This window comes from Georgenia daeguensis, from assembly GCF_039537705.1.
Classification (GTDB): Bacteria; Actinomycetota; Actinomycetes; order Actinomycetales; family Actinomycetaceae; genus Georgenia; species Georgenia daeguensis.
On record NZ_BAABBA010000005.1, the window covers coordinates 130,439 to 153,982 of the forward strand.

Here is a 23,544-nt window from a genome sequence, read left to right on the forward strand (position 1 = left end):
CCCGGCGGCCACCTCATCCAGGAGACGATTGATGACCGCGACGCCGCCGATGCTGCGCCAGCAGGAGGCCGTTGCCGCCGTGAGCCGGTGGGCCGTGGGCCAGGTGGCACCGGGCTGGGACACCCTCGAGGTGCACCTGACGGCGCGCGGACAGCGGTGGGACGTCGGGCTCCTGACCGGGCGGGGTGGTGCAGAGCTCGGCCGCTGGGTGGTGCCGGTCGAGCCGGGCAGCCCGCTCGAGGCGGACGCGACGGCGATGCGGGAGAGCGCCTACCGCCACCCGATGGGCACGTGGTTCTCCGCCGTCGTCACGCTGACCCCGGCCGGCTGGCCCGAACCGCGGATGCGCCTCGACACCACCTTCAACTACGACGACGAACCCACTTACCTCCTCGCCGACCAGCCGCGCGTCGGCGCCGCGGACCTGCTCGAGGACTGGGTCCGGTTCCCGCGCACCCGCGGCGCCACGCCCGCGTGGGCGCGCGAGCGCGCCGCGGACGCCGGCGTGAGCCTGCCGTTCGCGCCGCAGCCGGCGCGCCCGTCCACCGACGCGCCGCCGATCGTGCCGGCGTCGGCCGCGGACCTGCTCCCGCGAGCGTCGGCGATCGCCCCGGCGGAGCGCATCGCGGCGGTGGCGCCGTCCCCCGGCTCACCCACCTCTCCGTCCGCGGCCTCCCCCGCCGCGATGCCGCCGTCGTCGGTCGCGCCCGCCGCGGCCTCGCCGTCCCCCGGCTCACCCACCTCCGCGTCCACGGCCTCCCCGGCCGCGATGCCGCCATCGTCGATCTCGCCCGCCTCACCGTCCGCGGCCTCGCCCGCGGCGGTGCCGCCGTCGTCGGTCGCGCCCGCCGACGCCCCCGGTCGGGGCCTCACGGAGCGGCCGGCCGAGCTCGCCCTCCTCTTCGACCGCGACGGCATCCCGCTCTCCGGCGGCCGCCGGCCGCAGCAGCGCCGGGGGACCGTGGATGGCCGCGCGACCTGGCGCGACCTCCTGGCCAGCGCCGGCTCGCCGCTGGCCTTCGTCGACGGCACTGGCACGTGGGTGGCCGTGCGCCGGGCGCCCGGGGGCGAGGACGTCGTGGTCGGCGTCGTGACGCAGACGACGGCCGGCGGCGCCCCGGACGTCCAGGTCACCACCGACGTCGAGCCGTGGCGCCTGGCCGACGGCGACGCCGCGCTCACGGTCCACTACGTCAGCGTGGCCGCGCCGCCGGAGGAGGTGCTCGCGGCAGCGCGCGAGGGCAGGGTGCTCTCCCCCGGCGGACGCCGGGGCACGCCGCCGGACAACGCTCCGCTGCGCGCGGCGCTCGACGAGCACGCCCGGCGGGGGGACGGCCGGTCGCTCCGCGAGGTTCTGCGTCAGGCGTTCGGCGGGCTGCTCGTGCTGGACGCCACGGGTTCCCGGCTCGACGCCTCGCCGCCGCAGGTCGTCGTCGGCTCCGTCACCGCGCCCGACGGTACGCGCGGCCTGCCCGTGTTCACCCGCAACGCCGAGGTCCAGCAGTACCGCGGCGACACCCCGGAGGGCATCTTCACGCTCGTCCAGGCCGCGGCCGCGACGCTCGAGGGCGCGGCCGCCGACCCGGCCGTGAGGTTCGTCGTCGTCGATCCCGCCGGGGCGGCCGCGGTGCTTCCTGCCGACCTGATCCGCAAGGCTCTCGCCGACGGGCACAACGGGGCGGTCAAGGACCTGCTCACGACGACGGCGACGCGCGAGCCCGCGGGGACACCCTCGATGCAGGCGCTCTTCGACGCGCTGCGCGCCGACGAGGGGTTCCTGTTCGTCGCCGAGCGCGAGCTCGACGGTCGCGTGCAGCCGGTGTGGCTCGACGAGCCCGACGGCCGGACGCTGCTGGTCTTCACCTCCCCCCTCGAGGCCGCCGCCTACGACGACGAGGCGCCGATGGCGTCCGGCGCGGGGTACCGGCGCCTGCCCGTGGGCTGGATCCTGGAGTTCCTCGTGCAGAGCCGCGGTGACGCGCTGCGCATCAACCCGGCCGGACCGTCGGTGGACCTGAGCGTCGCCCAGGTCCGGCACCTGCTGGCCAACCCGGTGACGGACTGAGGTAGCCGGGCCGCCGTCCCCCGGCGCGAGGTCTCGGTCACCCCAACCGTCGCGGTGTGCCGGCCTCCACCACCCCGACCCGCCGCGGTCTACCGGCCTCGGCCACCCCAACCCGCCGCCTAAGTGCTCCTGAGCAGATGAAGTGAGCCTCGATCGACTTCATCTGCCCGAACGCACTTGACGGTGTGCGCCTCGACGCCGCCCTCCGGCCCACATGCTCCCCGGGGCCGGCCCGCGAGAGGAGCCGCGCTGCCGCCGGGCAGGGTCGCCGGCTCGCCCCCGACGATGACGAGCACCACGGTCCCCAGCCGTACGGCTCTGTGCACACCGACTCGTCGCGTCCACAGGTCGGCGACCCGGAAGGTCCAGGCGCCCGCCGAGCAGGACACGCTGTGGTGATGCCACCCTCGATACCGTCGCCCCGCCCGTTGCCCACCGTGGTGCTGTCTCGGGAGATCGGCTACGGCACCGCCCGTTCAGCCCATCGTGCCGGCGAGCTCGTCCGGGTCCGTCCCGGCGCCTATGTGCACGGGGACCTCCCTGCTTCCGCCTGGGCCCACCAGGAGGCTCTCGCACTCGCCCGCTGCGTCGCCGTTACCCGCCAGCTGCCGAGCCGGACGGTCCTCAGCCACGAGTCCGCCGCACTGGTCCACGGGGCGTGGGTCGGACGTACCGACGGGATCACCCACCTGGCAGTCAGCTCGCCGCCTCACAAGCCGGACGTCGCCGACATCGAGCGCCACCACTCGCCCGACCTGACCGACGACGAGATCACCGTCGTCAACGGGTTGCGGGTCACCACGCTGGAACGGACCGCCCTCGACTGCGCCCGGACGCTCCGCCCTCGCCGTGCACTCGCGATCGTGGACAGCATCCTCCGGATGCTCGCGCGGCCGAACCGCTTCGAGCGCGAGCGTTCGGACGCCGAGATGTCTGCCGCCCGGGAGGGCCTCCGTGCGCGTCTGGCCGAGCTCGGAAGGGCCAAGGGCGTCGTTCGTGCCCGTGCGGTCGTGGAGCACGCGGACGGCTTCTCCGAGTCGCCGGGTGAGACCGACCTGCGGTGGATCGCGGTCTCCCGCGGGCTCCCCCGGCCCGTCCTTCAGCTCCGCGTCGCCACGGAGGAGGGCGTCTTCTTCACCGACATGGGTTGGGAGTTCGACGGAAGATCCCCATCAGCCGGGGCGCCACGCGGAGTCGCGGCAGAGTTCGACGGCGCAGGCAAGTACTCGGAGACGTCCGGTCTGGGTGCGCTGCTCGCCGAGAAGCAACGCGAGGACGCCATCAGGGCTACCGGCCTCATCATGCAGAGGTTCGTCGCGCGCCACCTTCACGACGCGGACGCCGTGTTCGCCCGCCTCTGCCGCGGCTTTCCTGCGGCACTTGTCGGCGGCGTGAGACCGGTCCCGGCGCTGATGCAGCTTCCTTGACCTGCTCGTCGACACCCCCAGTTGCTTCCTCAGTGCTCCTGAGCAGATGAAGTCGGACTGGATCGACTTCATCTGCTCAGGAGCACTCAGACGTCACGACGACAAGCGGCCGGGGGCGCGGCTGTGGGGCGTAGCGAGTCTCCCAGCCATGCGAGCGGCGGCACGGCACCGGGCCGAGCACGCCGGCGCGCCAAGACCGGCCGCGGGCCGGGCGGACCGCGGCGGAGCGAGCGGCCCCACGGTCGTAATGTGGTGCGGATGAAGGCTCAGGGCACGGTCACCACGGCGGAGCTCGCCGCCGCCCTGGAGCGCCGGGACGACGACGCCCTGTCGGCGCTCCTGGCCGCGCGGCCGGACCTCGCGTCCCCCGCGCCGTCGTCGCTGACGTCGCTCGCGGCACGGGCGGCCTCGCGACCGAGCGTCGAGCGGGCGCTCGCCACCCTGCACACGGTCGAGCTCGCGGTCGCCGAGGCCGTCGTGGGGCTCGCCCCCGTGCGGAGGGTGACGGCAGCCGCGGTGACGAAGGCGGTCGGGCTCGACGCCGCGCCCGCGTTGGCCCGGCTGGAGGACCTCGCGCTCGTCGTCGGCGGCGTCCCGGTCGCCACCCTCGGCGAGGCCCTCGGCCCGCACCCAGCGGGCCTGGGCCCCACGCTCGCCGAGCTGGACGCCGGCGTCACCGTCCCCGGCGCGCCAGCCGGCTCGCACCCGCCCGCCAGCTCGCACCCGCCCGCCGGCTCGCTCCCGCCCGCCGCCCCCACCACGGCGACCGCACTGCGGGCCGCGCTCAAGGACGCCCCCGCCTCTGCCCTCGGCACCCTGGACGCCCTGACGTGGGGCCCTCCCGTGGGGACCGTGCGCCCCGACGACGTGCCCGACGGCGCGGCGTGGCTCCTCGACCACGGCCTGCTGCGCCGGATCTCCCCCGCCCAGCTGGTGCTCCCCCGCGAGGTCGCGCTGGCCGCACGCGGCGGCCGCACCCGGCGCGAGGCGCCGCGACCCCCGGCCGTGGACGGGCACCGGACGGTCCCGGCGGCCGTCGTCCCCGCCGAGGGCGCGCGCGCCGCCGAGGAGATCGTCCGGCTGGTCGGGCTCCTGCTGGAGACCTGGCAGCACGAGGGGGCTGCGGTGCTGCGCTCGGGCGGTGTGGGCGTCCGCGAGCTGCGGCGCACCGCGGCAGCCCTCGAGGTCGACGACGCCCGGGCGGCTCTGGTGGCCGAGCTCGCCGCCATGGCCGGGCTGCTCGCCCAGGACGGCGACGAGCAGGTGACCTGGGTGCCCGCCCGGACCGCCGAGGACTGGCTCGCCGACCCGCTACCCCTGCGCTGGGCCCGCCTGGCGCGGGCGTGGCTGGGCACCGCGCGCACCCCGTGGCTCATCGGGACCCGGGACAACGGCGCGCTGCGCGCGGCGCTCGAGCCGACCCTGGAGCGCGGGTGGGCGGTCGACCTGCGCCGCCGCACGCTGGCCGCCCTCGCCGGCCTGCCGCCCGGCACCGCGCCGGACGCCGAGGCGGTGCGCGCCCTGCTGAGCTGGGAGCTCCCCCGGGCCACGGCGCCCGCGCCGACCGTGGCCGCGGTGCTCGCCGAGGCCGAGGCCCTCGGGATCACCGGGGCGGGTGCGCTCACGGACGCGGGTCGCGCCCTCGTCGAGGGGGCCGAGGACGACGACGTCGCGCAGGCGCTCGAGGCCGCCCTGCCGGAGCCGGTCGGCGACCTGCTCGTCCAGGGCGACCTCACCGCCGTCGTCCCCGGGCGGCCGCTCCCGGAGCTGCGCGAGCTCCTCGAGCTGTGCGCGGACGTGGAGTCGCGCGGGTCTGCGCTGACCGTGCGCTTCACCGCGGGGTCGGTGCGGCGCGCGATGGACGCCGGCGTCGGCGCCGCCGAGCTGCTCGAGGCCCTCGCCGGGTACTCGCTCACCCCCCTGCCCCAGGCGCTCGACTACCTGGTGCGCGACGCCGCCCGCCGGCACGGCCAGGCCCGGGTCGGGGCGGCGGCGTCCTACCTGCGGGTCGACGACGCGGCCCTGGCCGCCCAGCTGGTCGGCACGCCCGCGCTGGCCGAGCTGTCCCTGCGCGCGCTCGCGCCTACCGTTCTGATCTCCCCGGCACCACCGGGCGAGGTGCTCGACCTGTTGCGCGAGGCGGGCCTGGCCCCGGTGCTCGAGGGACCCGACGGCACGCTGGTGCTCGGCGGGGACGGGCTCGCCCTCGCGGGCCTGGGCTCACGTCCGGGCTCACCCGGCCGCCCGGTGCGCAGCGTCGGCACGCTCCGGCGGGGACGGCGGCGCACCAGCGGCCTGCCCACCTACCCCGGTGCGGCTGCGAGCACCTACACCCGGCGCCTCGAGGACGCCGACCTGCGCCCGCTCGTGGCACGGATGCGGGCCGGCGAGACGCAGGTGCGGCGGGACGCGGCGCGCCGGGCGGACGGTGCCCCCGCCGCGACCGACCCCGTGCACGCCCTGGCGCTGCTGCGCGAGGCGGCGGCCGGCGGGGACCAGGTCGACATCGTCGTGGTCGGGGCGCGCGGCACGCCGGAGCGCCGCCGGGTGCGCCCCCTCAGCGTCGACGCCGGGCGGGTGCGGGTGGCCGACGTGGCCCGCGAGACGGAGCTGACCCTGGCGATCCACCGCATCTCCGCCGTCGCCGCCCTGCCCGACGACTGACACGGCCGCAGCCGTTCGGGAATGATGGGCCCATGGCCGAGCGCAACGTCCTGGGCGGGGAGCTGGGAGAGTGCGGGGTCGACCCCGTCACGGGGTACTACCGCACGGGCCGGTGCATCGCCGACGAGGCGGACATCGGCAACCACAGCATCTGCGCCGTGATGACCGAGGAGGTCCTCCAGCACCAGCGCCAGGTCGGCAACGACCTGATCACCCCCCGGCCCGAGTGGCAGTTCCCCGGCCTGAGGCCCGGGGACCGGTGGTGCGTCGTGGCGGCGCGCTGGCTGCAGGCGCACGCCGCGGGCGTGGCGGCGCCGGTGGTGCTCGCCTGCACCCACGAGCGGGCGCTCGAGGTGGTGCCGCTGGAGCTGCTGCGCCAGTACGCGGTGGACGTCCCCGACGACGTCGGCTCGCTGCAGTGACGCCCGCCGCCCCGGCCGGCAGGTGCCCGTTCTGCGCGGTCGTCGACGGCGAGAACCCGGCACGCACGGTGCTCGAGACGGAGGACGTCGTCGCCTTCCTCGACGTGCGGCCGGTGTTCAAGGGCCACACGCTGCTGGTCCCGCGCCGCCACGTCGTCACGCTGCCCGACCTGCCCGAGGACCTCCTCTCCCCCTATCTCGCCGCCACCCAGCGGCTGGCGGCCGCGATGGTGGACGGGCTGGGGGCGCAGGGCTCGTTCGTCGCCATGAACAACGTGGTCAGCCAGTCCGTCGCGCACCTGCACACGCACGTGGTGCCGCGGACCAAGGGCGACGGGCTGCGCGGGTTCTTCTGGCCGCGCACGAAGTACGCCGACGACGGCGAGGCGGAGGCCTACGCCGCGCGGCTGCGGCAGGCGCTCGACGGCGCCTGAGTACGAGCCCGTCGCCTAGCTCGAGGCGCGTCGTGCCTGAAAGCGCACGATCCGCTCGACAGCCTCGGCGACGGCGCCCGGCCCGGCCGCGAGCGAGAGCCGGACGAACGTCGTGCCGTGCGCGGCGTCGAAGTCGGCACCGGGCACGACCGCGACCCCCTCCTCCTCGAGCAGCGCCGCGCACCAGGCCGCGGAGTCGGGGAAGGCGCCGAGCTGCGGGGCGATGTCGGCGTAGAGGTAGAACGCGCCGTCGGCCGGGGCGACCGTGCCCCACCCCAGGCGGTCGAGCCGGTCGAGCAGCAGGGCCCGGGTCGCGGCGAACTCGGCCACGCGGGCCTCCGCCTCGGCGTACGCCCCGGCGGTGAAGGCGTCCACGGCCGCGTGCTGCGCCGGGGTCGGCGGGCACAGGGCCACGTTGCCGGCGAGAGCGTCGACGGCCGTGCGCAGGTCGGCCGGGACCAGCGCCCACCCCAGGCGCCAGCCGGTCATCCCCCAGTACTTCGAGAAGGAGGAGACGACGACGGCGGACCGGTCGGTCTCCCAGGCGCAGACCCCCTTGGCGCCGGGGGCCGCCGGGTCCTCCGGGTAGGTGATGCCGTGATAGATCTCGTCGCTGACCAGGCGGACGCCGTTGGCGGCGCACCAGGCGGTCAGGGCGGCGAGCTCCTCACGGGTGACCATCGTGCCGGTGGGGTTGGCCGGCGAGGCGAGCACCAGCCCCGCGACCGGGCCGGACCGGGCGACGACGGCGTCCAGGGCGGCCGGGGTGGGCTGGAACCGCTCGGCGGGGCCGCAGTCCACCTCGACCACCTCGCAGCCCAGCGCCGCGAGGATGTTGCGGTAGGCCGGGTAGCCGGGGCGCGCGAGGGCCACGCGATCACCGACGTCGAACGCGGCGAGGAAGCTGAGCACGAAGGCGCCGGAGGACCCGGTGGTCACGGCCACCTCGTCCGGGTCGACGGCGAGGCCGTACCAGCGGCCGTAGTGGGCGGCGATCGCCTCGCGCAGCGGCCGCACCCCGAGCGCCGAGGTGTACCCCAGCTCCGCGCGCTCGGCGTGGATGCGGGCGGCCCTCGCGTGCACGGCGGCCGGGGCCCCGCCGGAGGGCTCGCCCGCGCAGAGCGAGACGACGTCGCGGCCGGCGGCGCGCAGCTCGGCCACCCGGTCGAGGATCCGCATCACCTCGAAGGCCGGGACTGCGGCACGGGCGGCTACCTTCAACGGGCTCATCGTCAGCTCCTCCTGCTCGATCTCCCCGCCAGGTTGTCACATCGGGCTGCATCCCCAGCAGCCCCTCTCGGGGTTCGCGGGGGTAGCGCCGGCCGGCGTGCCGCAGCCGGCTCCAGGACTCCTGCCGACGCCGGCACGAAGCGCCCGGGAAAATTCATCAGATCCGGTCCGCTCCTCAATGTGGAAACGAAGCGCAGAAACGACTACGGAAAGGCATTCCCACGCGCCGGCCGAAACAGATCAAGGCCGGTCTGCAACGTATTTCTGAGCGCAGCACATAGGCGCAGCAATACCGCACGTTGTTGCGGAGAGCCACCTACGTCGAAATGCAGAGGTAGCCTGGCCCGGCCATTTACACGCGGCTACGCCCGCCGTACGCATTTTCTCCGTCCATGGCCTGCCGTATCTGCGGCGCAGGTGGCACCCGGGCCGTACGGCCCGCCCCGTACAGATGCGGGACCAAGGCCGCGGCCAAGCCTGAGGAGAAGAACAATGCGCAACCGCATCATGGCACTGTCAGCCTCCGTCCTGGCGTTCCTGGCCCTCGGCCTGGCGAGCGCGACGACGGCGTCGGCCGCGCCGATCACGTGTCCGGGCGGCCAGACCGCCACCAAGACGGCGGACGGCTGGGACTGCGTCAACAACGGCGGCAACGACTCGAACGCGGAGGACCCCAAGAACCCCAACGTTGGCAAGGACAAGTTCTGAGCCGCACCGACGGGCCGCGGGCGCATCACTGCGCCCGGGGCCCTTCACGTTCGTCCAGGACCAGGTGCCTCGCAGCCCGTGAAGTCACGGCTCGTCACGCCGTCGTCCTTCGCGACGGTCCGGCCGCGGTCCGCCCGAGCTGCGTCTCCCCGGTCAAGGTGCCGGCAGCGGCAGGTCCGCCCGCACGGCGTACACGTCCCCCGGCCGTTCCTGCGGCGACACGCCCCGCAGCACCTCGGTGACGCCGGCGGCATCCAGCCACCCGGGCGTCGCCCACTCGAAGCTCTCCACGCGGGAGAACCGGAACCGGTAGTCGCCGAGCTCGGCGAGCCTGCCCACGCAGCGCACCGTGCGGTCCATGACCACGGGGATGTACTCGAACGACACCGCACCCAGCGGGCGGCTCAGCCCCTGGAGCACCTCGAGCTCGAACCCCTCGACGTCGATCTTGCAGAACCGCGGCTCCCCGTGCCGGTCGATGACCTCGTCCAGCGTGCGCACCGGCACGACGACCTGCTCGTCCCAGTCCACACCGCCGAACGTCGCGTCACGGCGGACCTCGTTCATCCAGGACCCGGCCAGCGTCGAGACGGTCGGCGTGCGCGTGCTGAGGTAGAGCCGAGCCTCCCCCGGCTCCCGTCCCACGGCGCACGGTTCGACGACGACGTCCCGGTCCCGGCCGTAGAGGAGCCGCAGCACCGTGACGAAGTCCGGCTGCGGTTCGACGGCGACCACCCGCGCACCCGTTCGCCTGAACGCGCGCACCCGGTTCCCGGCGTGGGACCCGACGTCGAACGCCAGGTCACCGGGCGCGAGGAACCTGCGGTAGAAGGCAGCCATGCTCCGCAACCGAGCCGGGCTGCCGTAGGACCAGGCGAGGGACCTGGCCATCCCTCGTGCCCGGCGAAGACGGCGGTTCATCCGTGCATGCTCACACGGCGCCCACCGACGCGCTTCCCGGGTCGCCCTCCCGGCCGTGCCGGCTGCTCGACGGGCGCACCCTCAGGGCCCTGGCTACGCTCGCGGGACGACGACCCGGTAGGAGGACCCATGTTCTTCGCGCAGGTGATGCGATCCCTCGAGAAGGCCAAGGCGCTGGACCCGGTGGTCGACGCCGTGGCCGGCGCCGTCAACGCCGTGCTCCCGCCCGGCGAGGTCAAGGATGTCCTCCACGGCAAGCCGATCGGTCACGCCCTGCACCCGATGCTCGTGGCGCTGCCCATCGGCCTCAACGTGGGCGTGACGGTCCTCGACCTCACCGGCGGCGCGGCCGCGCGCCCCGCCGCCCAGCGGCTCCTGGGCGCGGCCGTTCTCAGCGTCGCCCCCACGGCGGCCGCCGGGCTGGCGGACTGGTCCGAGCTCGGCTCGGCGAAGCGCCCCAAGCGGGTCGGGCTCGTCCACGCCGGCTCCAACGTCGTCGCCTCCACGTTCTTCGCCGCGAGCTGGTTCTCCCGCCGCGCGGGCCGGCACGTCACCGGCCAGGTGCTGTCCCTGCTCGGGATGACGGGGCTCGCGGTCGGCGGCTACCTCGGCGGGCACCTGGCCTACGCGCAGGGCGTGGCGGTGAACCGCAACGCCGACCGCACCCCGAGGCCGAGCGAGTGGCGGGACGCCGCGGCCGTGTCGGACCTCGACGCCGGGATGGTCCGCGCGGAGGTCTCCGGCCAGCCGGTGCTCATCGTGCGCGACGAGGGCCAGCTCTACGCCACCGGCGCCGTGTGCTCGCACATGGGCGGCCCGCTCGAGGAGGGCGAGATCGAGGACGGCTGCGTCGTCTGCCCGTGGCACGGCAGCCACTTCCGGCTCGCCGACGGCGAGGTGGCCCGCGGCCCGGCGAGCGTCGGGATCCTCTCCTACGACGTGCGCGTCACCGGTGACCGGGTCGAGGTGCGCGCCCGCGGCTGAGCGAGGCCGCAGAGAAGGGATCACCCACCGGTAAGTGCTCCCGCGCAGATAAAGTCGGTCCAGGCCGACTTCATCTGCGCAACAGCACTGACGAAGCGCCGCCGGCGGTTCGTCAGCCACGTGCGACGTCAGGCCCAGCCGAGCCCGATGACGATCAGCAGCTGGGTGATGAGGAACCCGCTGACCAGGTTCAGCCACAGGAAGCGCCGCCAGCCCGGCCGGGCGCGGTCGCACTCGGCGTCGTCGAGGTTGCGGAACGGCGCGATGCTGACCACGTACAGGAGCGGGACGACGGCGGCGAGCGCGCCCGGCCAGCCGGCCAGCAGCACGACCGCGGCGGAGAGGGCGTAGCCCGCCATCGCCGCGCGAACGGTCCGCCGGGCCCCGAGCCAGGTGGCGATGGAGGCGATGCCGCCCTCACGGTCGGCGACGATGTCCTGCACCGCCCCGAACGCCTGGGACGCCATGCCCCACAGGAAGAACGCGGCCATCGCGGCGACGACCGGCCGGCTCGGCTCCGCGCCGGCGAGAGCCAGGCCGAAGACCGCCGGGCTGACGAAGTGGGTGGCCGAGGTCATCGAGTCCAGGGCCGGGCGCTCCTTGAACCGCAACCCCTTGGCCGAGTACGCGACGACGGCGAACACCGACACCGCCAGCACCGCGGTGGACACGGCGGACCCCACGGCGACGAGGTAGAGGAGGAACGGCAGGTTCGTGACGGCGGCCGCGACCAGCACGAGCCGGTGCCAGCGCCGGTCGAGGACCACGCCCTCGACGCCGCCCTTGCGCGGGTTGCGCAGGTCGGACTCGTAGTCGAAGACGTCGTTGATGCCGTACATCGCGAGGTTGTACGGGATCAGGAAGTACAGGGTCCCGACGACGAGCGGCAGGTCGACGCGGCCGGTGGCCAGGACGTAGGCGGCGGCGAAGGGGTAGGCGGTGTTGATCCAGCTGATCGGCCGGGACGCGCCGAGCAGCTGGCGCACGGCCCCGCCGGGCGTGGCCCGGGACGTGGTGGCGCTCATCGCCGCTCCCCCGCCCGGTCCTCGGCCGGGCCGTCCGCCGTCCCCGCCGCCGGTCTGCCCGGGGCACCCCTCTCGGGGACGCCCGGCTCCGGGGCTCCGGCTCCGGCTCCGACGGCCCCCGGTGCCGCGGCCCGCGGCTCCCGGCTCCGCCGTCGTCCGAGCGCCACCCACAGGGAGGGCAGCAGCACGGCCGCGGCGAGCGGCCACGCGAAGTCCTCGACCGGCGCGAGCAGGACCCGCACACCGGAGAGGGTCGACTCGTCGTAGCGGAAGAGGTCGGCGGAGATCATGACCGAGTCGAACACGGCCGTGAGCACGGCGAGGACCAGGGCCACCAGCCCGACGGCGCCGCGCCACCGCATCGAGGGCGGCCACGTCGGCAGCAGGCAGACCGCGGCCACGAGGCAGGCGCCGGCCACGAAGAGCAGCGCCATGGTCGCGTAGCTCATCGCCCCTCCTCCGGCACGCGCACGAAGAACCTCGTCACCAGGCCGTACAGCACCATCGTGAGGTAGCAGAGGAACGTGATGAAGACCAGCTCCTCGACCGGCAGGTGCGGGAGGAGCTCCACGCCGCTGAGCGCCTCGCCCTGCCCGCGGCCGTAGAAGCCGAGGCCGATGGCGACGAGGTCCCACAGCAGGAAGAACGCGACGCCGACGGCGAGCACCAGCGCGCCGCGGCGGGCGTCGGCGAACAGGAACAGCCGGAAGCGGCGGTCCAGGAGCACCATGCACCCGAGCGAGACCACCAGCGCGGCGAGGTAGAGCCAGCTCACAGCGGCACCGCCATCGGCTCGGTGGTGCGGTCGCCGCGCAGGCGCTTGAGCATGATCTCGGCACTGATCAGGCACATCGGCAGGCCCACCCCCGGGATGGTGCTCGACCCGGCGTAGTACAGCCCGGCGACCCGCCGGGACGCGTTGCGCCCGCGCAGGAACGCGCTCTGGCGCAGCGTGTGCGCCGGGCCGAGCGCGCCGCCGGACCACGCGTTGAGGTCGGCGGCGAAGTCGCCGGGGCCCACGGTGCGGCGCACGACGATCCGCTCGCGCAGGTCCGGCACCCCGGCCCACGCCGCGAGCTGGCCGATCGCGGCGTCGGCCACCCGCTCGACCGTGGGGTCCCCCGCCCCGTCCACCCCGCCGCGTCCCAGGCCCGGGTCGGCCGGGACGGGGACCAGGACGAACACGTTCTCGTGCCCGGGCGGGGCCACCGACGGGTTGGTGCGCGAGGGCGTGCACACGTACGCCGACGCCGGGTCCGGCACCCGGGTCTCGGCGCCGAAGATGGCGGCGAAGTTCTTCTCCCAGTCGGCCGTGAAGAACAGCGAGTGGTGCGCGAGCTCGGGGAGCTCCCCGCGGACTCCGAGGTACACCAGCACGGCGCCCGGGCCGGGGTCGCGCCGGTCCCAGTACCGCTGCGGGTAGGTCTGCAGCGCGGGCGGCAGCAGCTCCGTCTCGAGGTGGTGCAGGTCGGCGGCGCCGACGACGACGTCGGCCTCGCTCAGGTGCTCGGCCCCCGACGCGTCGCGCCACCGGACGCCGGTGACCCGGGCCCGGGCACCACGCGCGGCGGCGCGCCGCGGGCCGCGCCGACGGCGGGCCGGCAGCTCCGCCGTCGTCACCGCGGTGACCGTGGCACCGGTGCGCAGGACCGCGCCCTCCCGCTCGGCCAGCCGCGCCACCGCCTCGATCAGGGTGGTGAAGCCGCCCTGGGGATAGAGCACGCCGTCGGCGAGGTCGAGGTGGCTCATGAGGTGGTACATGCTCGGCGCGCGGTCGGGCGAGGAGCCGAGGAAGACGGCGGGGTAGCCGAGGATCTGCCGCAGCCGCGGGTCGGCGAAGGACCGGGCGACGTGGGAGCCGAGCGGGCGCAGCAGCAGTTCGACGAGCCGGCGGGACCGGCCCAGTACGTCCGGCCGCGCGAGCGTGGTGAGCGACTCGAAGGAGCTGTAGAGGAAGCGGCGGACCGCGAGGTCGTAGGCCTCGCGCGCCGAGGCGAGGTAGGCGCGCAGGCGCTCGCCCGCGCCGGGCTCGAGCGACTCGAACATGGCCACGTTGGCGTCGAGGTCCGCGCGCACGTCCACCGGCTCGGCGTGGTCCTCGAAGAACACCCGGTAGCCGGGGTCGAGGCGGGCCAGGTCGAGCTGCTCGGCGGCGGAGGTGCCGAGGAGGGAGAAGAAGTGGTCGAACACCTCCGGCATGAGGTACCAGCTCGGGCCGGTGTCGAACCGGAAGCCGTCCCGCTCCCAGGACCCGGCGCGCCCGCCGAGGGCGTCGCGCTGCTCGAGGAGCTCGACGTCGTACCCGTCGCGGGCGAGCAGGGCCGCCGAGGCGAGCCCGGCCATGCCGCCGCCGACCACGACGGCGGAGCGGCGCCGGCCGCCGCGCGAACCGCCGCCGGGCGCCCGGTCGCGGGAGGCGGCGGGCCGGTCGCGGGCGGCGGCCCGGTCGCGGGATCCCGCCTCGGCGGGCACCGGGGTCCCGGCGGCCTGGCGCATCACCGGCCCCCGCGCGCGAGGGAGCGGGCCAGCACGAGCACCTTGCGCCGTCCGGGCACGCGGACCCGGCGGGTGCGGATCCGGGCGGCCGGGGTCGCGCGCAGGCGTGCCGAGAGCTCAGCGAAGAGCCCGTGCGCGGCCAGGACGGCGCTGCGGCTGCTCGGCGGGAGCTGGGTGGCTACCCGGGCCGCGGCGGCGAGGTCGGCGTCGATGTCGTCGAGCAGCTGGTCGCGGTGGGCGTCGGTGAAGTGGTCGACGTCCAGGGCGGGGAAGTAGGTGCGTCCGAGGGCGTCGTGGTCGTCGGCGAGGTCGCGCAGGAAGTTGACCTTCTGGAAGGCGGCGCCGAGGCGGCGGGCGCCGGGGGCGAGCTCCTCGTACGCCAGGTGGCGGCCGTCGGGCGCGGCGACGAAGACCCGCAGGCACATCAGCCCCACCACCTCCGCGGACCCGTAGACGTAGGCGTCGAGGCTGGTGGGGTCGTGCGCGGTGACGGAGAGGTCCGTGCGCATGGAGGCGAAGAACGGCGCCACGAGGTCGGCGCCGATCCCGGCGCGCCGGGCGGTGAGCGCGAAGGCGTGGATCACCAGGTTGGTGCTGTGCCCGCTGGCGAGCGTCCGGTAGGTCTCCTCCTCGAGCTCGTGGAGCAGGTGTCCGGCGCGCTCGGGGTCGGTGGCGCCCACGGGCCCGTCGACGATCTCGTCGGCCAGTCGGACGAGGGCGTAGATGTTGCGCACCGCGGTGCGGACCGGTTCGCGCAGGAGCTTGCAGGCCCAGCCGAAGGAGGTCGAGTACCCCTCGATGACGGCCGCGGCGCTGCGCTGGGCGACGGCGTCGTAGAGCGGGTCCGCGGAGACCAGGTGCAGGGGTGGCGCCGACGGGGCGGCGAGGTCCTCGACCTGCCGACGGCGCGGGCGCGGCGGGCGGGCGGGCGTGGCGGCGCTCATGCGGCTCTCCGGAGGAGGTCTCGGGTCAGGGCGACGACGCCGTCGAGGAACTCCCCCGGCAGGCCAGTCTCCCGCACGACGTTCAGGGCGGTGTCGAGGTACCCGGCGGCGAGGTCCTCGATGAAGTCGCGGGAGCCGCAGTCGACGAGGAGCTCGCGCACCAGGTCGGCGCGGGCCTCGTCGAGGTCCGGGTCGCCGAAGAACGGGGCGATCGCGGGCCACGCCTGCGTGCTTCTCGCGTGGGCGATGAGCGGGGTGTGCTTGCCCTCGCGCAGGTCGGTCAGGGCGCTCTTGCCTGTGACGGCCTCGTCGCCGAAGACGCCCTGGAGATCGTCGATCAGCTGGAAGGCGATCCCGACCAGGCGGCCGATCTCGCCGAGCCGCCGGACGACCGTCTCCTCGGCGCCGGCCAGGACGGCACCGGCCTGCAGCGGGAGCTCGAAGGAGTACACGGCCGTCTTGTGCTCGCACATGGTCAGCACGTCACCCAGCGGGACGTGCGCGTCGTCGAGGTCCAGGCTCAGGCGCACGTCGGCGAGCTCGCCGGCGGCGGTGACGTGGACGGTCCGGTCGATCAGGTCGAGCAGCCGCTCGACCGTAGCCGGCGGGGCGCCGCAGCACGCGACGGAGCGGACGGCGGCCACCAGCGCGAGGTCCCCGGCGAGGATCCCGGCGGTGTCGGCGTAGGTGCGGGCACCGCGCGGGCTCGCGCCGGCGGCGGCGGCCGAGGCGGCGAACGTGCCGGAGACGTTCGGGCGTCCGCGGCGCGTGTGGTCCCCGTCGATGACGTCGTCGTGGATGACGAAGGCGGTGTGCAGCAGCTCCACGGCGGCACCGACCCGCGCGGCCGGGCCGGCGAGGTGGCCGCCGAGGAGGTCGTGGGCGGTGACGACGAGCGCGGGCCGGAACCGCTTGCCGCCGGCGGAGGCGTCGGTGAGGGCGGACCAGAGCCGCCCGTAGTCGGCGCCGAGCCCTGCGGCGTGGGCGGCTCCGCCGTCGAGCACCTCGGTCAGGGCGTCGTCGGGCGTGAGCCCGGTCCCGGAGCCGCGGGCGGCGTCGGCGCTCATCCGGCCAGCTCCGTCTCGAGACCGCCCGTGACGGCGTCGTCGGCGGCCGCGAGCGCGTGGACCTGCTCCACCGCCCAGGGGCTCAGCGCCCACGGTGCGACGACGACGAGCCGGCCCAGCTCCTCGGGGTCCACCCAGCGCTGGTCCATGACCTCGTCGGGGTTCGGCTCGGGCTCGTCGTCGGTGAACGCGAAGTACACCGGGCAGACCTCGTTCTCGACGATGCCGGCGGCGTCGACCGCGCGGTAGCGGAACCGCGGCAGGATGACGCGGACGCCGTGGACCGCGAGCCCGAGCTCGTGCCGGGCGTGCCGGTCGACGGCGTCCGCGGGGCTCTCCCCCGAGCGCGGGTGGCCGCAGAAGGAGTTGGTCCACACCCCTGGCCAGGTGCGCTTGGTCAGGGCGCGGCGGGTGAGCAGCACGCGGCCGTCGTCCCGGAAGAGGTAGCAGGAGAACGCCAGGTGCAGCGGGGTGCTCCGCGAGTGCACCGTGGCACGAGGCGCGACGCCGAGAGGGCGGGCGTCGTCGTCCACAAGGATCACGTGGTCGAGCGGGACCGGGCCGGACATCGCCCTCACCTCTTCCAGATGTCGCCCGACGATTGCTAGCCAGGCTAGTTAGTTTCCAAGGTAGCATAACCCTCATGACTGACAAGCCCCCGTCGGACCGGCCGCCGGACGCCAGCCCGTCCTACTGGTACGACGGCGACGGCGTGGTCGAGATGCTCGCCGCGCTGCGTGCGTTCCGCCGCGCCGACCAGGAGATGCGCCGGCGGATGAGCGCCGACATGGACATGAACGTGACCGACCTGCAGGCCCTGCAGCTCATCATCGCGGCGGAGAACCACGGCCGCACGGTGACGCCGCGCGAGCTCGCCTCGCACCTGCACATCTCCACGGCCTCGACGACGAAGCTGCTCGACCGGCTGACGGCGTCGGGGCACCTGACGCGGTCCCCGCACCCCTCCGACCGGCGCTCGCTGGTGGTGGTCCCCACCGAGCACGCGCACCGCGAGGTGCGCGACCGTCTCGCCCGGATGCACGAGCGCATGCGGGAGATCGCCCGCGCAGTGCCGGAGCCCGCCCGTCCCGCCGTCGTCCAGTTCCTCAAAGCCATGGCCGACCAGCTCGACCACGAGGCTGCGCCCGCACCGCTGACCCCCGACCCGAGGACCTGAGCGCGGGACCATCGTCAGACCAGCCGGCCCCGGACGATGCTGTCCCCGCTGTGCGCCGGGTTGCCGTCGTACGGCTCGTCGGAGATGTCGACCACCGGGAACTCACCGATGTCCAGGCTCTCCGGGATGTCGAAGACGCCCTCCGCGCCGCTGAGGATGCCGAGGCTGACGAGGCGCTGGGCGTCGGCGTCGAGGAGCCACACCTCGAGGTACCCGGCCTCGCCGGGGTCGGCGAGGTCGACCTGAAGCACGCGGCGTCCGTCCACCTGGTGCACGGCGGCCGTGCCGGTGACCTGGCGGCCGGGCAGCGGCTCCAGCACGGCGGTGGCCACCACCGGCGCCTCGGGCTCCGTGTCCGCGAGGTTCATGGCGAGCGCGGTGCCGCCGACCCCCACGAGGAAGCTCGCGGCCGCGACCCACGCGGTCCGGCGCTGCCACCACGGCGCGCCCGCCGGGCGCACGCGCTCGGCCGGGCGCACGGGCTCGGCCGGGCGCACGCGCTCGGCCGGGCGCACGGGCTCGGCCGGCCGCACAGACTCGACGGGCCGCACAGGCTCGACCGGCCGGGCGGCCGGGGCGGCCTGTTCCGCGGGCGCAGGTCCCTCCGCCAGCTCCAGCTCGGCGGCGATCCGCTGCCAGACGTGCTCGCCCGGCCGCTCGAGGGTCCCGGCGCCGCCGCCGCCCCGGGCGGACACGGTCACCCGCTCGAGCGCGGCGACCTCCGTCCGGCAGCGCTCGCACTCGTCCAGGTGCGCCTCCGCGTCGGGGCCGATGTGCTCGCCGAGCGCGCGGAGCGCGACCGTCTCGTCGTCAAGATGCGACATCTGCCACCTCCAGCCTCGTGCGCAACCGTCCCAGGCTCCGTCTGATGTGCGACTTCACCGTGCCGAGCGGGAGCCCGACGCGGTCGGCGATCTCCACGTGCGTCAGCTCGTCGAAGAACGCCAGTCTCATGATCTCCCCCTGCGGCTCCCCCAGGTCCCCGAGCGCGTCGGCGACCACCACCTGGTCGACCACCCGCGTGGGATCGTCCGCCGGCGGCGCGACCTCCTCCACCGTGCGGGTCGCGGCGTCCGCCGCTCGCCGTTCCCGTGCGCGCCTGGCGTGCAGGTCGGCGACGGTGTTGCGGGTGATGCCGACCAGCCACGCCTGCAGCGGTGCGCGTGCCGGGTCGAACCCGGAGCGCCCGCGCCAGGCGGCCACGAACACCTGCTGCGTCGCGTCCTCGGCGTCGGCCACCGAGCCGAGCGAGCGGCGCGCGATCGTGTAGACCAGCGGGGAGTAACGCTCGTACAGCTCGCGCACCGCCTCCTGACGCCCCTCCCGGAAGGCGGCCTCGAGGGCGACGCGGGCGTCGTCGTCGTCCACACGCACCTCCCTCGGCCGTGCACCGGTCGGGGGAATGCCCGCCGTGGCGGTGAGACTACCCATCAAGGGGCCTCGCCGACACCACAACGTTGTCGTCGTAGCTCTGCCGCGCATCGTCCCACCGCCCGCCGCACGTGAACAGGACGAGCTGGGGAGCGCCGTCGCGGCGGAAGTACTGCTCGAGGTCGATGACGTCCTTGCCGACGTTCTCGACGGTCGTGACCTCGTACGCGAGGACGACGCCGTCGGCCCGGGTGACCTCCACCCGGTCGCCGGGCCGGGCGTCCTTGAGGTCGTAGAACGGGCCGCGCGGGGTGACGTAGGAGCCGGCGTGGGCGGCGACGACGGCGGTCCCCTCCTTCTCGCCGACGGTCGGGCCGAAGCGGTACCAGCCCGCCTCCAGGGCGTCGGGGAGGACCTCCATCTGGCCGTCCTCGGCCACGCCGACCGGGGCGACGGGCATGTCGATCCCCAGCGCGTCGTAGACCAGACGGATGGGCGGCTCCGGCGCGGCGGAGATCTGACCGGTGTGCCGGGCGTTACGCACCGGGATCTCCGCCGCGGCCGGAGCCTGGTGGGCAACGCCGGACGGTGTGGGCACGTTCGACGCTGCCGTCCGGGGGGCCGGCTCGGCGGGCTCACCGGACGCCGTCCCAGGGGCTGCGGGGGCGGTGCCGGCCGAGCTGGGGGACTCGGCCGGCACCGCGGTCGTGGTGGCGGGCTGCCCGGAGAGGTCCGAGCAGCCCGCGAGGAGGGCGGGGCCGAGCAGCAGGGCCGCGATGGTCGTGGTCACGGTGCGCATGTCCCGCCCTCCTTCTCAGCGCTGGCGGGCGACGGCGAGGCGACGGGCGCCCAGGACGCCGGCCGTGCCGAGGGCCAGAGCGAGCCCAGCCCAGGCCGCCGGGAACATCCCGGCCTCCTCGGTCACCTGGACCTCACCGGTGGGCACGCCGCCCGGGGCGGAGTGCAGGCCCTCGATCGTCTGGGTGGCGAGGGCGAGGTTGCCGTCCTCGAGGCTGCCCCAGGCGTAGACGAAGGTGGCGACGCCGTCGGCGACCTCCACGTCGGCCGGCCCGATCACCGGGTCGGTCGTCCCGGTCGCGGCGACGGCCGCCGGGACCACCCCGGCCGGCAGGTCGAGCGCGGACTCGTCCGGGTTGGACAGGTTCGTGATGACGGCCTGGTCACCCGCCAGGACGTCGACCGCCGGTGCCGCGGCGATGTGCCGGACGGTCAGGCGTCCCTCCCCCGGTGCGGTGGGTGAGGTGTCGTTGGTGAAGAGGGTCGCCGTCGGGTTGCCCTCCGCGTCGAGGTGGGCGGCGGCCGTGTAGTTCGCGCCCGCCTCGAGCGGCAGGTCCACCGGCCCGATCGCCGGCTGGCTGTCGTCCGCGGCGTCGGAGGCGGTGATCGCGACGGTGTAGGTGCCCGGCGCGAGCTCGAGGGGCCCGGCGAGCTCGCCGGGGGTGAAGTCGTCGAGGGTGAGCTCACCGTTGACGTAGACATCGACGGTCAGGTCGGGCACCCCGTGCAGCACGGAGAGCGAGGCGGTGTGGTTGTCCGCCGCGGCCGGAGAAGCAGCGAGGGCGAGCAGAGCGAGGCCGAAACCTCCGCCGAGTGCAGCTGTCTTGCGCATGATGGTCCTCCATGGTCGTGCCCCCGTTCGGGAGCGGGACGTGCTGACATGGAGGTATTCCGGCGGGGGTGCTTCCGCGGATGCAGATTCGCCGGAGCAGTTTTTTTCGGCGACCGAGCTCGGGGGATCAGCTGGTGGTGTGCAGGCCCTCCTCCGCACCCCAGCCCGCCTCCGCACCCCCGCCCGCCTCCTCACCCGCACCCGCCTCCGCACCCCAGCCCGCGTCGGCACCGGGGGTCAGCAATAAGTGCTCCTGCGCAGATGAAGTGAGCCTGGACCGACTTCATCTGCGCAGGATCACTTTCCCGTCGGCCGGGCTGCCGTCCGGACCACCCGGCACCCTGGGCAGACACCCCGTGGACCACCCGGCACCCTGGGCAGACACCCCGCGGACTACCCGGCACCCTCAGCGGGCGCCCCGCGGACTACCCGCCGGCTGGTGTACCCGTCCGGCGGCCCGCGGGGCCGGCGGGACGTCCGCGCGTGAGGCGCAGAGCCACCGTCGCCACCGCCACCACCCCCGCCGCGACGAGCGCGGCGACCGCCGTCGGCGGCGAGAACGGCTCACCCGTGGTGCGGCCGACGGCGATCCAGGCCAGGCCCCACACGATGGTGGCCGCGGGCGCGAGCCGTCCGCGCCCGAAGATCGCGAGCCCCACCCCCACCGCGGCCACCGCGGCGAGGACGACGGCGGACCAGACCTCCGGCGCCAGGCCGAGGCCGTCGAACCCGGCGGCCGCGAGGGCGGCGGCGATGTTGGCGCACGTGGCCACGCTCACCCAGCCGAGGTACAGGCCGAGGGTGCCGTCGACGACCACCGACTCGAGCCAGCCGCCGCGCCGCGTGCGCACGAGGCCGACGAAGACTCGCGCCAGCACCGCCAGGAGGACGGCGATGACGAGCACGCTGGGCCAGAGCCAGCCGGCCTGGACCACGAGGATCCACGCCGCGTTGAGCAGCATCGAGGCGGCCACCCACCAGCCGGTCCGGCGCTGGCGCGGGCTGGCCGCCTGCCCGGGCAGCCACTGCCAGAGCGTGAAGGCCGCCAGCCCGGCGTAGATGACGGACCAGACGGAGAACGCGCCGGTCGCCGGGGCGAGGTGGGTGGCGTCGGCGGAGAGCGCGCCGCCGGCGGCCTCGGCGATCGGGGTGCCCCCGAACGCGCCGACGCCGATCGCGGATCCCACCAGGCACAGCAGGTAGCTGAGCGTCACGCCGGCCTGGCGCAGCCGGTCCCCCGAGGTCGGACGTGCCGGGGTGGCGGGCTGCGCCGTCGCCCGCCCGCGGCCCACCGCGCCGGGGTCACGCGTCACCGGGGTGCCTCTCCGCGGCCCTGGCGATGTTGCGCTGCATGCCGCCGAAGACGACGCCGTGGAACGGGTAGACGGCCCACCAGTACGCCTGCCCGAGCAGCCCGTGCGGGTGGTAGATGGCGCGCTGGCGGAAGAGGGTGCGGCCGTCGTCCTGGTCGGCGACGAGCTCGAGCCAGGCGAGGCCGGGCAGGCGCATCTCCGCGCGGAGGCGGAGGAGGTGGCCCTCCTCGATCTTCTCCACCCGCCACCAGTCGAGGGCGTCGCCCACCGCCAGCTCGTGCGGGTGGCGGCGTCCGCGGCGCAGCCCCGGCCCGCCGAAGAGCTTGTCCATGACGCCGCGCGCCACCCAGCCGAGATTCCAGGAGTACCAGCCCTGGGCGCCGCCGATACCCTCGATGACCTCCCACAGGCGGGCCCGGTCGGCGTCGACGACGGTCTCGCGCTCGTCGATGTAGAGGCTGCCGCCGGCCCAGTCCGGGTCGTCGGGCAGCGGGTCGCTCGGCGCGTGCGCGGGCGAGGCCGAGGACCACGTGGTGGCGACCTCGAACTCCCGGACCCGCTGCAGCGCGATCTCCACGGCCCGGTCGAAGCCGAGCAGCCCCTCGGGCGGGTCGGGCACGTACCGGCGGATGTCGTTCTCCTTGGCCACCACCTCGTGGATCAGCGACTCCACGAGCGGCTTCGCCAGCCCGCCGGGCACGGGGGTGACGAGCCCGACCCACAGGCTGGCGAGCTTCGGCGTCAGCACCGGGACGGTGCGGATGACCCGCGGCGGCAGGCCGGCGACGGCGGCGTAGCGCTGCATCATCTCCCGGTACGTCAGCACGTCCGGGCCGCCGATGTCGAAGGTGCGGCTCACGTCGCGCGGGATGTCGGCGGCGCCCACGAGGTAGCGGAGCACGTCCCGGACTGCGATGGGCTGGATGCGGTTGTTCAGCCACTTCGGCGCCACCATCGCGGGGAGCCGCTCGGTGAGGTAGCGCATCATCTCGAAGGAGGCGCTGCCCGAACCGATGATGACGGCCGCCTGGAGCACGACGGTCGGCACGCCGGAGGCCAGCAGGATCTCCCCCACCTCGCGCCGCGAGTCCAGGTGCGGGGAGAGGTCCTCGGACTCGGGGTGCATCCCGCCGAGGTACACGATGCGCCCCACCCGGGCCTCGCGGGCGGCGACGGCGAACGCGCGGGCCGTGCTCCGGTCGCGCTGCTCGAAGGTGGGACCGGAGCCGAGGGAGTGGATGAGGTAGTAGGCGACGTCGACGCCGTCCATCGCCGCCGCGATCTGGTCGGCGTCCTGGGCGTCGGCCTGCACGACCTCCACGTCGTCGAACCAGTCCCGGCCCTGCAGGCGGTCGGGGTGGCGCGCCATGGCACGCACGCGGAACCCCGCGCGCAGCAGCTCGGGGACGAGCCGGCCGCCGATGTAGCCGGTGGCGCCGGTGACGAGGGCGAGGCGGCCCGCTCCGGAGGGCGAGGGCCGCACGTCGGCGTCGGTCCGGCCGTTCGGTTCGGTCCGGCCGTTCGGTTCGGTCATGGCGCCAGTCTGTGCCGCGCCCGCGGGACCGGCCACCGGTGAGCCGCGGCGCCAGCCGCCGGTCCCGACGACCCGCGCCCCGCTCGGATGGTCCCGGCCGCCGCCCTCGCATAGGTTTCTCGACGACGCACC

23 protein-coding genes are annotated in these 23,544 nt (G+C 75.2%); 8 read left to right on the plus strand and 15 right to left on the minus strand.

Annotation, left to right across the window (positions count from 1 at the left end; translation table 11 throughout):
* Positions 1–31 precede the first annotated feature (31 nt).
* The 5 genes from ABD774_RS06710 to ABD774_RS06730 all read left to right on the plus strand — a co-directional run bounded on the left by ABD774_RS06710 (position 32) and on the right by ABD774_RS06730 (position 7,012).
* Entirely contained in the window at positions 32–2,065 is a 2,034-nt protein-coding gene (locus tag ABD774_RS06710) for an SseB family protein (RefSeq protein WP_345039093.1), read from the plus strand.
* A gap of 398 nt (positions 2,066–2,463) precedes the next feature.
* Complete coding sequence (locus tag ABD774_RS06715) at positions 2,464–3,492, plus strand: hypothetical protein (protein WP_345039096.1); 1,029 nt, start codon at positions 2,464–2,466, stop codon at positions 3,490–3,492.
* A gap of 258 nt (positions 3,493–3,750) precedes the next feature.
* Positions 3,751–6,156: a helicase-associated domain-containing protein gene (locus tag ABD774_RS06720; RefSeq protein ID WP_345039098.1), complete on the plus strand. Its 2,406-nt coding sequence runs from the start codon at positions 3,751–3,753 to the stop codon at positions 6,154–6,156.
* Positions 6,157–6,188: 32 nt separating this feature from the next.
* A complete protein-coding gene (locus tag ABD774_RS06725; protein ID WP_345039101.1) occupies positions 6,189–6,578 on the plus strand; it encodes a DUF2237 family protein in 390 nt (129 codons plus the stop codon).
* Positions 6,575–7,012, plus strand: a complete 438-nt coding sequence (locus ABD774_RS06730) for an HIT family protein (RefSeq protein WP_345039103.1) — start codon at positions 6,575–6,577, stop codon at positions 7,010–7,012. The genes ABD774_RS06725 and ABD774_RS06730 overlap by 4 nt, the downstream gene beginning before the upstream one ends.
* Positions 7,013–7,027: 15 nt before the next feature.
* Here ABD774_RS06730 and ABD774_RS06735 read toward each other — a convergent pair whose 3' ends face one another.
* Positions 7,028–8,242: an aminotransferase class I/II-fold pyridoxal phosphate-dependent enzyme gene (locus ABD774_RS06735; protein WP_345039105.1), complete on the minus strand. Its 1,215-nt coding sequence runs from the start codon at positions 8,240–8,242 to the stop codon at positions 7,028–7,030.
* Between the two features lie 492 nt (positions 8,243–8,734).
* Between ABD774_RS06735 and ABD774_RS06740 the strand changes: the two genes are divergently transcribed.
* Positions 8,735–8,950, plus strand: coding sequence for a hypothetical protein (locus ABD774_RS06740; protein ID WP_345039107.1), 216 nt, complete (start codon positions 8,735–8,737; stop codon positions 8,948–8,950).
* Between the two features lie 153 nt (positions 8,951–9,103).
* Here ABD774_RS06740 and ABD774_RS06745 read toward each other — a convergent pair whose 3' ends face one another.
* Positions 9,104–9,790, minus strand: a complete 687-nt coding sequence (locus ABD774_RS06745) for an FkbM family methyltransferase (RefSeq protein ID WP_345039110.1) — start codon at positions 9,788–9,790, stop codon at positions 9,104–9,106.
* Positions 9,791–10,000: 210 nt separating this feature from the next.
* Here ABD774_RS06745 and ABD774_RS06750 point away from each other — a divergent pair, with 210 nt between their 5' ends.
* Positions 10,001–10,855: a Rieske (2Fe-2S) protein gene (locus tag ABD774_RS06750; protein ID WP_345039112.1), complete on the plus strand. Its 855-nt coding sequence runs from the start codon at positions 10,001–10,003 to the stop codon at positions 10,853–10,855.
* A 128-nt stretch (positions 10,856–10,983) separates the two neighbouring features.
* Here ABD774_RS06750 and ABD774_RS06755 read toward each other — a convergent pair whose 3' ends face one another.
* The 7 genes from ABD774_RS06755 to idi form a co-directional block, all read right to left on the minus strand.
* Positions 10,984–11,880 (minus strand): prenyltransferase, encoded by an 897-nt coding sequence (locus ABD774_RS06755; protein WP_345039114.1) that lies wholly within the window; start codon positions 11,878–11,880, stop codon positions 10,984–10,986.
* Positions 11,877–12,329, minus strand: a complete 453-nt coding sequence (locus ABD774_RS06760; RefSeq protein WP_345039116.1) for a lycopene cyclase domain-containing protein — start codon at positions 12,327–12,329, stop codon at positions 11,877–11,879. The genes ABD774_RS06755 and ABD774_RS06760 overlap by 4 nt, the downstream gene beginning before the upstream one ends.
* A complete protein-coding gene (locus ABD774_RS06765) occupies positions 12,326–12,655 on the minus strand; it encodes a lycopene cyclase domain-containing protein (protein ID WP_345039118.1) in 330 nt (109 codons plus the stop codon). The genes ABD774_RS06760 and ABD774_RS06765 overlap by 4 nt, the downstream gene beginning before the upstream one ends.
* Positions 12,652–14,223, minus strand: a complete 1,572-nt coding sequence (crtI, locus tag ABD774_RS06770; protein WP_345039312.1) for a phytoene desaturase family protein — start codon at positions 14,221–14,223, stop codon at positions 12,652–12,654. The genes ABD774_RS06765 and crtI overlap by 4 nt, the downstream gene beginning before the upstream one ends.
* Positions 14,224–14,375: 152 nt before the next feature.
* Positions 14,376–15,320, minus strand: a complete 945-nt coding sequence (locus ABD774_RS06775; RefSeq protein WP_345039121.1) for a phytoene/squalene synthase family protein — start codon at positions 15,318–15,320, stop codon at positions 14,376–14,378.
* A complete protein-coding gene (locus ABD774_RS06780) occupies positions 15,317–16,387 on the minus strand; it encodes a polyprenyl synthetase family protein (RefSeq protein ID WP_345039123.1) in 1,071 nt (356 codons plus the stop codon). The genes ABD774_RS06775 and ABD774_RS06780 overlap by 4 nt, the downstream gene beginning before the upstream one ends.
* Positions 16,384–16,956, minus strand: a complete 573-nt coding sequence (gene idi / locus ABD774_RS06785; RefSeq protein ID WP_345039125.1) for an isopentenyl-diphosphate Delta-isomerase — start codon at positions 16,954–16,956, stop codon at positions 16,384–16,386. The genes ABD774_RS06780 and idi overlap by 4 nt, the downstream gene beginning before the upstream one ends.
* Positions 16,957–17,030: 74 nt before the next feature.
* On the opposite strand from idi, the gene ABD774_RS06790 reads away from it, so the two are divergent.
* Positions 17,031–17,564, plus strand: coding sequence for a MarR family winged helix-turn-helix transcriptional regulator (locus tag ABD774_RS06790; protein WP_345039126.1), 534 nt, complete (start codon positions 17,031–17,033; stop codon positions 17,562–17,564).
* Positions 17,565–17,578: 14 nt separating this feature from the next.
* Here ABD774_RS06790 and ABD774_RS06795 read toward each other — a convergent pair whose 3' ends face one another.
* The 6 genes from ABD774_RS06795 to ABD774_RS06820 all read right to left on the minus strand — a co-directional run bounded on the left by ABD774_RS06795 (position 17,579) and on the right by ABD774_RS06820 (position 23,412).
* On the minus strand, positions 17,579–18,388 hold the full coding sequence (locus tag ABD774_RS06795; protein WP_345039127.1) for an anti-sigma factor: 810 nt from the start codon (positions 18,386–18,388) through the stop codon (positions 17,579–17,581).
* Positions 18,375–18,932, minus strand: coding sequence for an RNA polymerase sigma factor (locus ABD774_RS06800; RefSeq protein ID WP_345039129.1), 558 nt, complete (start codon positions 18,930–18,932; stop codon positions 18,375–18,377). Before ABD774_RS06800 ends, ABD774_RS06795 begins: the two co-directional genes overlap by 14 nt.
* A 55-nt stretch (positions 18,933–18,987) precedes the next feature.
* Positions 18,988–19,734, minus strand: a complete 747-nt coding sequence (locus ABD774_RS06805) for a class F sortase (RefSeq protein WP_345039132.1) — start codon at positions 19,732–19,734, stop codon at positions 18,988–18,990.
* A 15-nt stretch (positions 19,735–19,749) separates the two neighbouring features.
* Positions 19,750–20,565: a DUF4397 domain-containing protein gene (locus tag ABD774_RS06810; RefSeq protein WP_345039133.1), complete on the minus strand. Its 816-nt coding sequence runs from the start codon at positions 20,563–20,565 to the stop codon at positions 19,750–19,752.
* A 425-nt stretch (positions 20,566–20,990) separates the two neighbouring features.
* A complete protein-coding gene (locus ABD774_RS06815) occupies positions 20,991–21,878 on the minus strand; it encodes a TspO/MBR family protein (RefSeq protein ID WP_425554493.1) in 888 nt (295 codons plus the stop codon).
* Positions 21,868–23,412, minus strand: coding sequence for an SDR family oxidoreductase (locus tag ABD774_RS06820; protein WP_345039136.1), 1,545 nt, complete (start codon positions 23,410–23,412; stop codon positions 21,868–21,870). Before ABD774_RS06820 ends, ABD774_RS06815 begins: the two co-directional genes overlap by 11 nt.
* Positions 23,413–23,544 lie beyond the last annotated feature (132 nt).

Excerpts from the sequence above, each read along its gene's own strand:
- ABD774_RS06715 (WP_345039096.1), top strand. The coding sequence starts at position 2,464 with ATGCCACCCTCGATACCGTCGCCCCGCCCGTTGCCCACCGTGGTGCTG.
- ABD774_RS06750 (WP_345039112.1), top strand. The coding sequence starts at position 10,001 with ATGTTCTTCGCGCAGGTGATGCGATCCCTCGAGAAGGCCAAGGCGCTG.
- ABD774_RS06805 (WP_345039132.1), bottom strand. The coding sequence starts at position 19,734 with ATGCGCACCGTGACCACGACCATCGCGGCCCTGCTGCTCGGCCCCGCC.
- ABD774_RS06780 (WP_345039123.1), bottom strand. The coding sequence starts at position 16,387 with ATGAGCGCCGACGCCGCCCGCGGCTCCGGGACCGGGCTCACGCCCGAC.
- ABD774_RS06760 (WP_345039116.1), bottom strand. The coding sequence starts at position 12,329 with ATGAGCTACGCGACCATGGCGCTGCTCTTCGTGGCCGGCGCCTGCCTC.
- ABD774_RS06775 (WP_345039121.1), bottom strand. The coding sequence starts at position 15,320 with ATGAGCGCCGCCACGCCCGCCCGCCCGCCGCGCCCGCGCCGTCGGCAG.
- ABD774_RS06740 (WP_345039107.1), top strand. The coding sequence starts at position 8,735 with ATGCGCAACCGCATCATGGCACTGTCAGCCTCCGTCCTGGCGTTCCTG.
- ABD774_RS06720 (WP_345039098.1), top strand. The coding sequence starts at position 3,751 with ATGAAGGCTCAGGGCACGGTCACCACGGCGGAGCTCGCCGCCGCCCTG.
- ABD774_RS06795 (WP_345039127.1), bottom strand. The coding sequence starts at position 18,388 with ATGTCGCATCTTGACGACGAGACGGTCGCGCTCCGCGCGCTCGGCGAG.
- ABD774_RS06810 (WP_345039133.1), bottom strand. The coding sequence starts at position 20,565 with ATGCGCAAGACAGCTGCACTCGGCGGAGGTTTCGGCCTCGCTCTGCTC.
- idi (WP_345039125.1), bottom strand. The coding sequence starts at position 16,956 with ATGTCCGGCCCGGTCCCGCTCGACCACGTGATCCTTGTGGACGACGAC.
- ABD774_RS06820 (WP_345039136.1), bottom strand. The coding sequence starts at position 23,412 with ATGACCGAACCGAACGGCCGGACCGAACCGAACGGCCGGACCGACGCC.
- ABD774_RS06755 (WP_345039114.1), bottom strand. The coding sequence starts at position 11,880 with ATGAGCGCCACCACGTCCCGGGCCACGCCCGGCGGGGCCGTGCGCCAG.
- crtI (WP_345039312.1), bottom strand. The coding sequence starts at position 14,223 with ATGGCCGGGCTCGCCTCGGCGGCCCTGCTCGCCCGCGACGGGTACGAC.
- ABD774_RS06735 (WP_345039105.1), bottom strand. The coding sequence starts at position 8,242 with ATGAGCCCGTTGAAGGTAGCCGCCCGTGCCGCAGTCCCGGCCTTCGAG.
- ABD774_RS06790 (WP_345039126.1), top strand. The coding sequence starts at position 17,031 with ATGACTGACAAGCCCCCGTCGGACCGGCCGCCGGACGCCAGCCCGTCC.
- ABD774_RS06710 (WP_345039093.1), top strand. The coding sequence starts at position 32 with ATGACCGCGACGCCGCCGATGCTGCGCCAGCAGGAGGCCGTTGCCGCC.
- ABD774_RS06725 (WP_345039101.1), top strand. The coding sequence starts at position 6,189 with ATGGCCGAGCGCAACGTCCTGGGCGGGGAGCTGGGAGAGTGCGGGGTC.
- ABD774_RS06745 (WP_345039110.1), bottom strand. The coding sequence starts at position 9,790 with ATGGCTGCCTTCTACCGCAGGTTCCTCGCGCCCGGTGACCTGGCGTTC.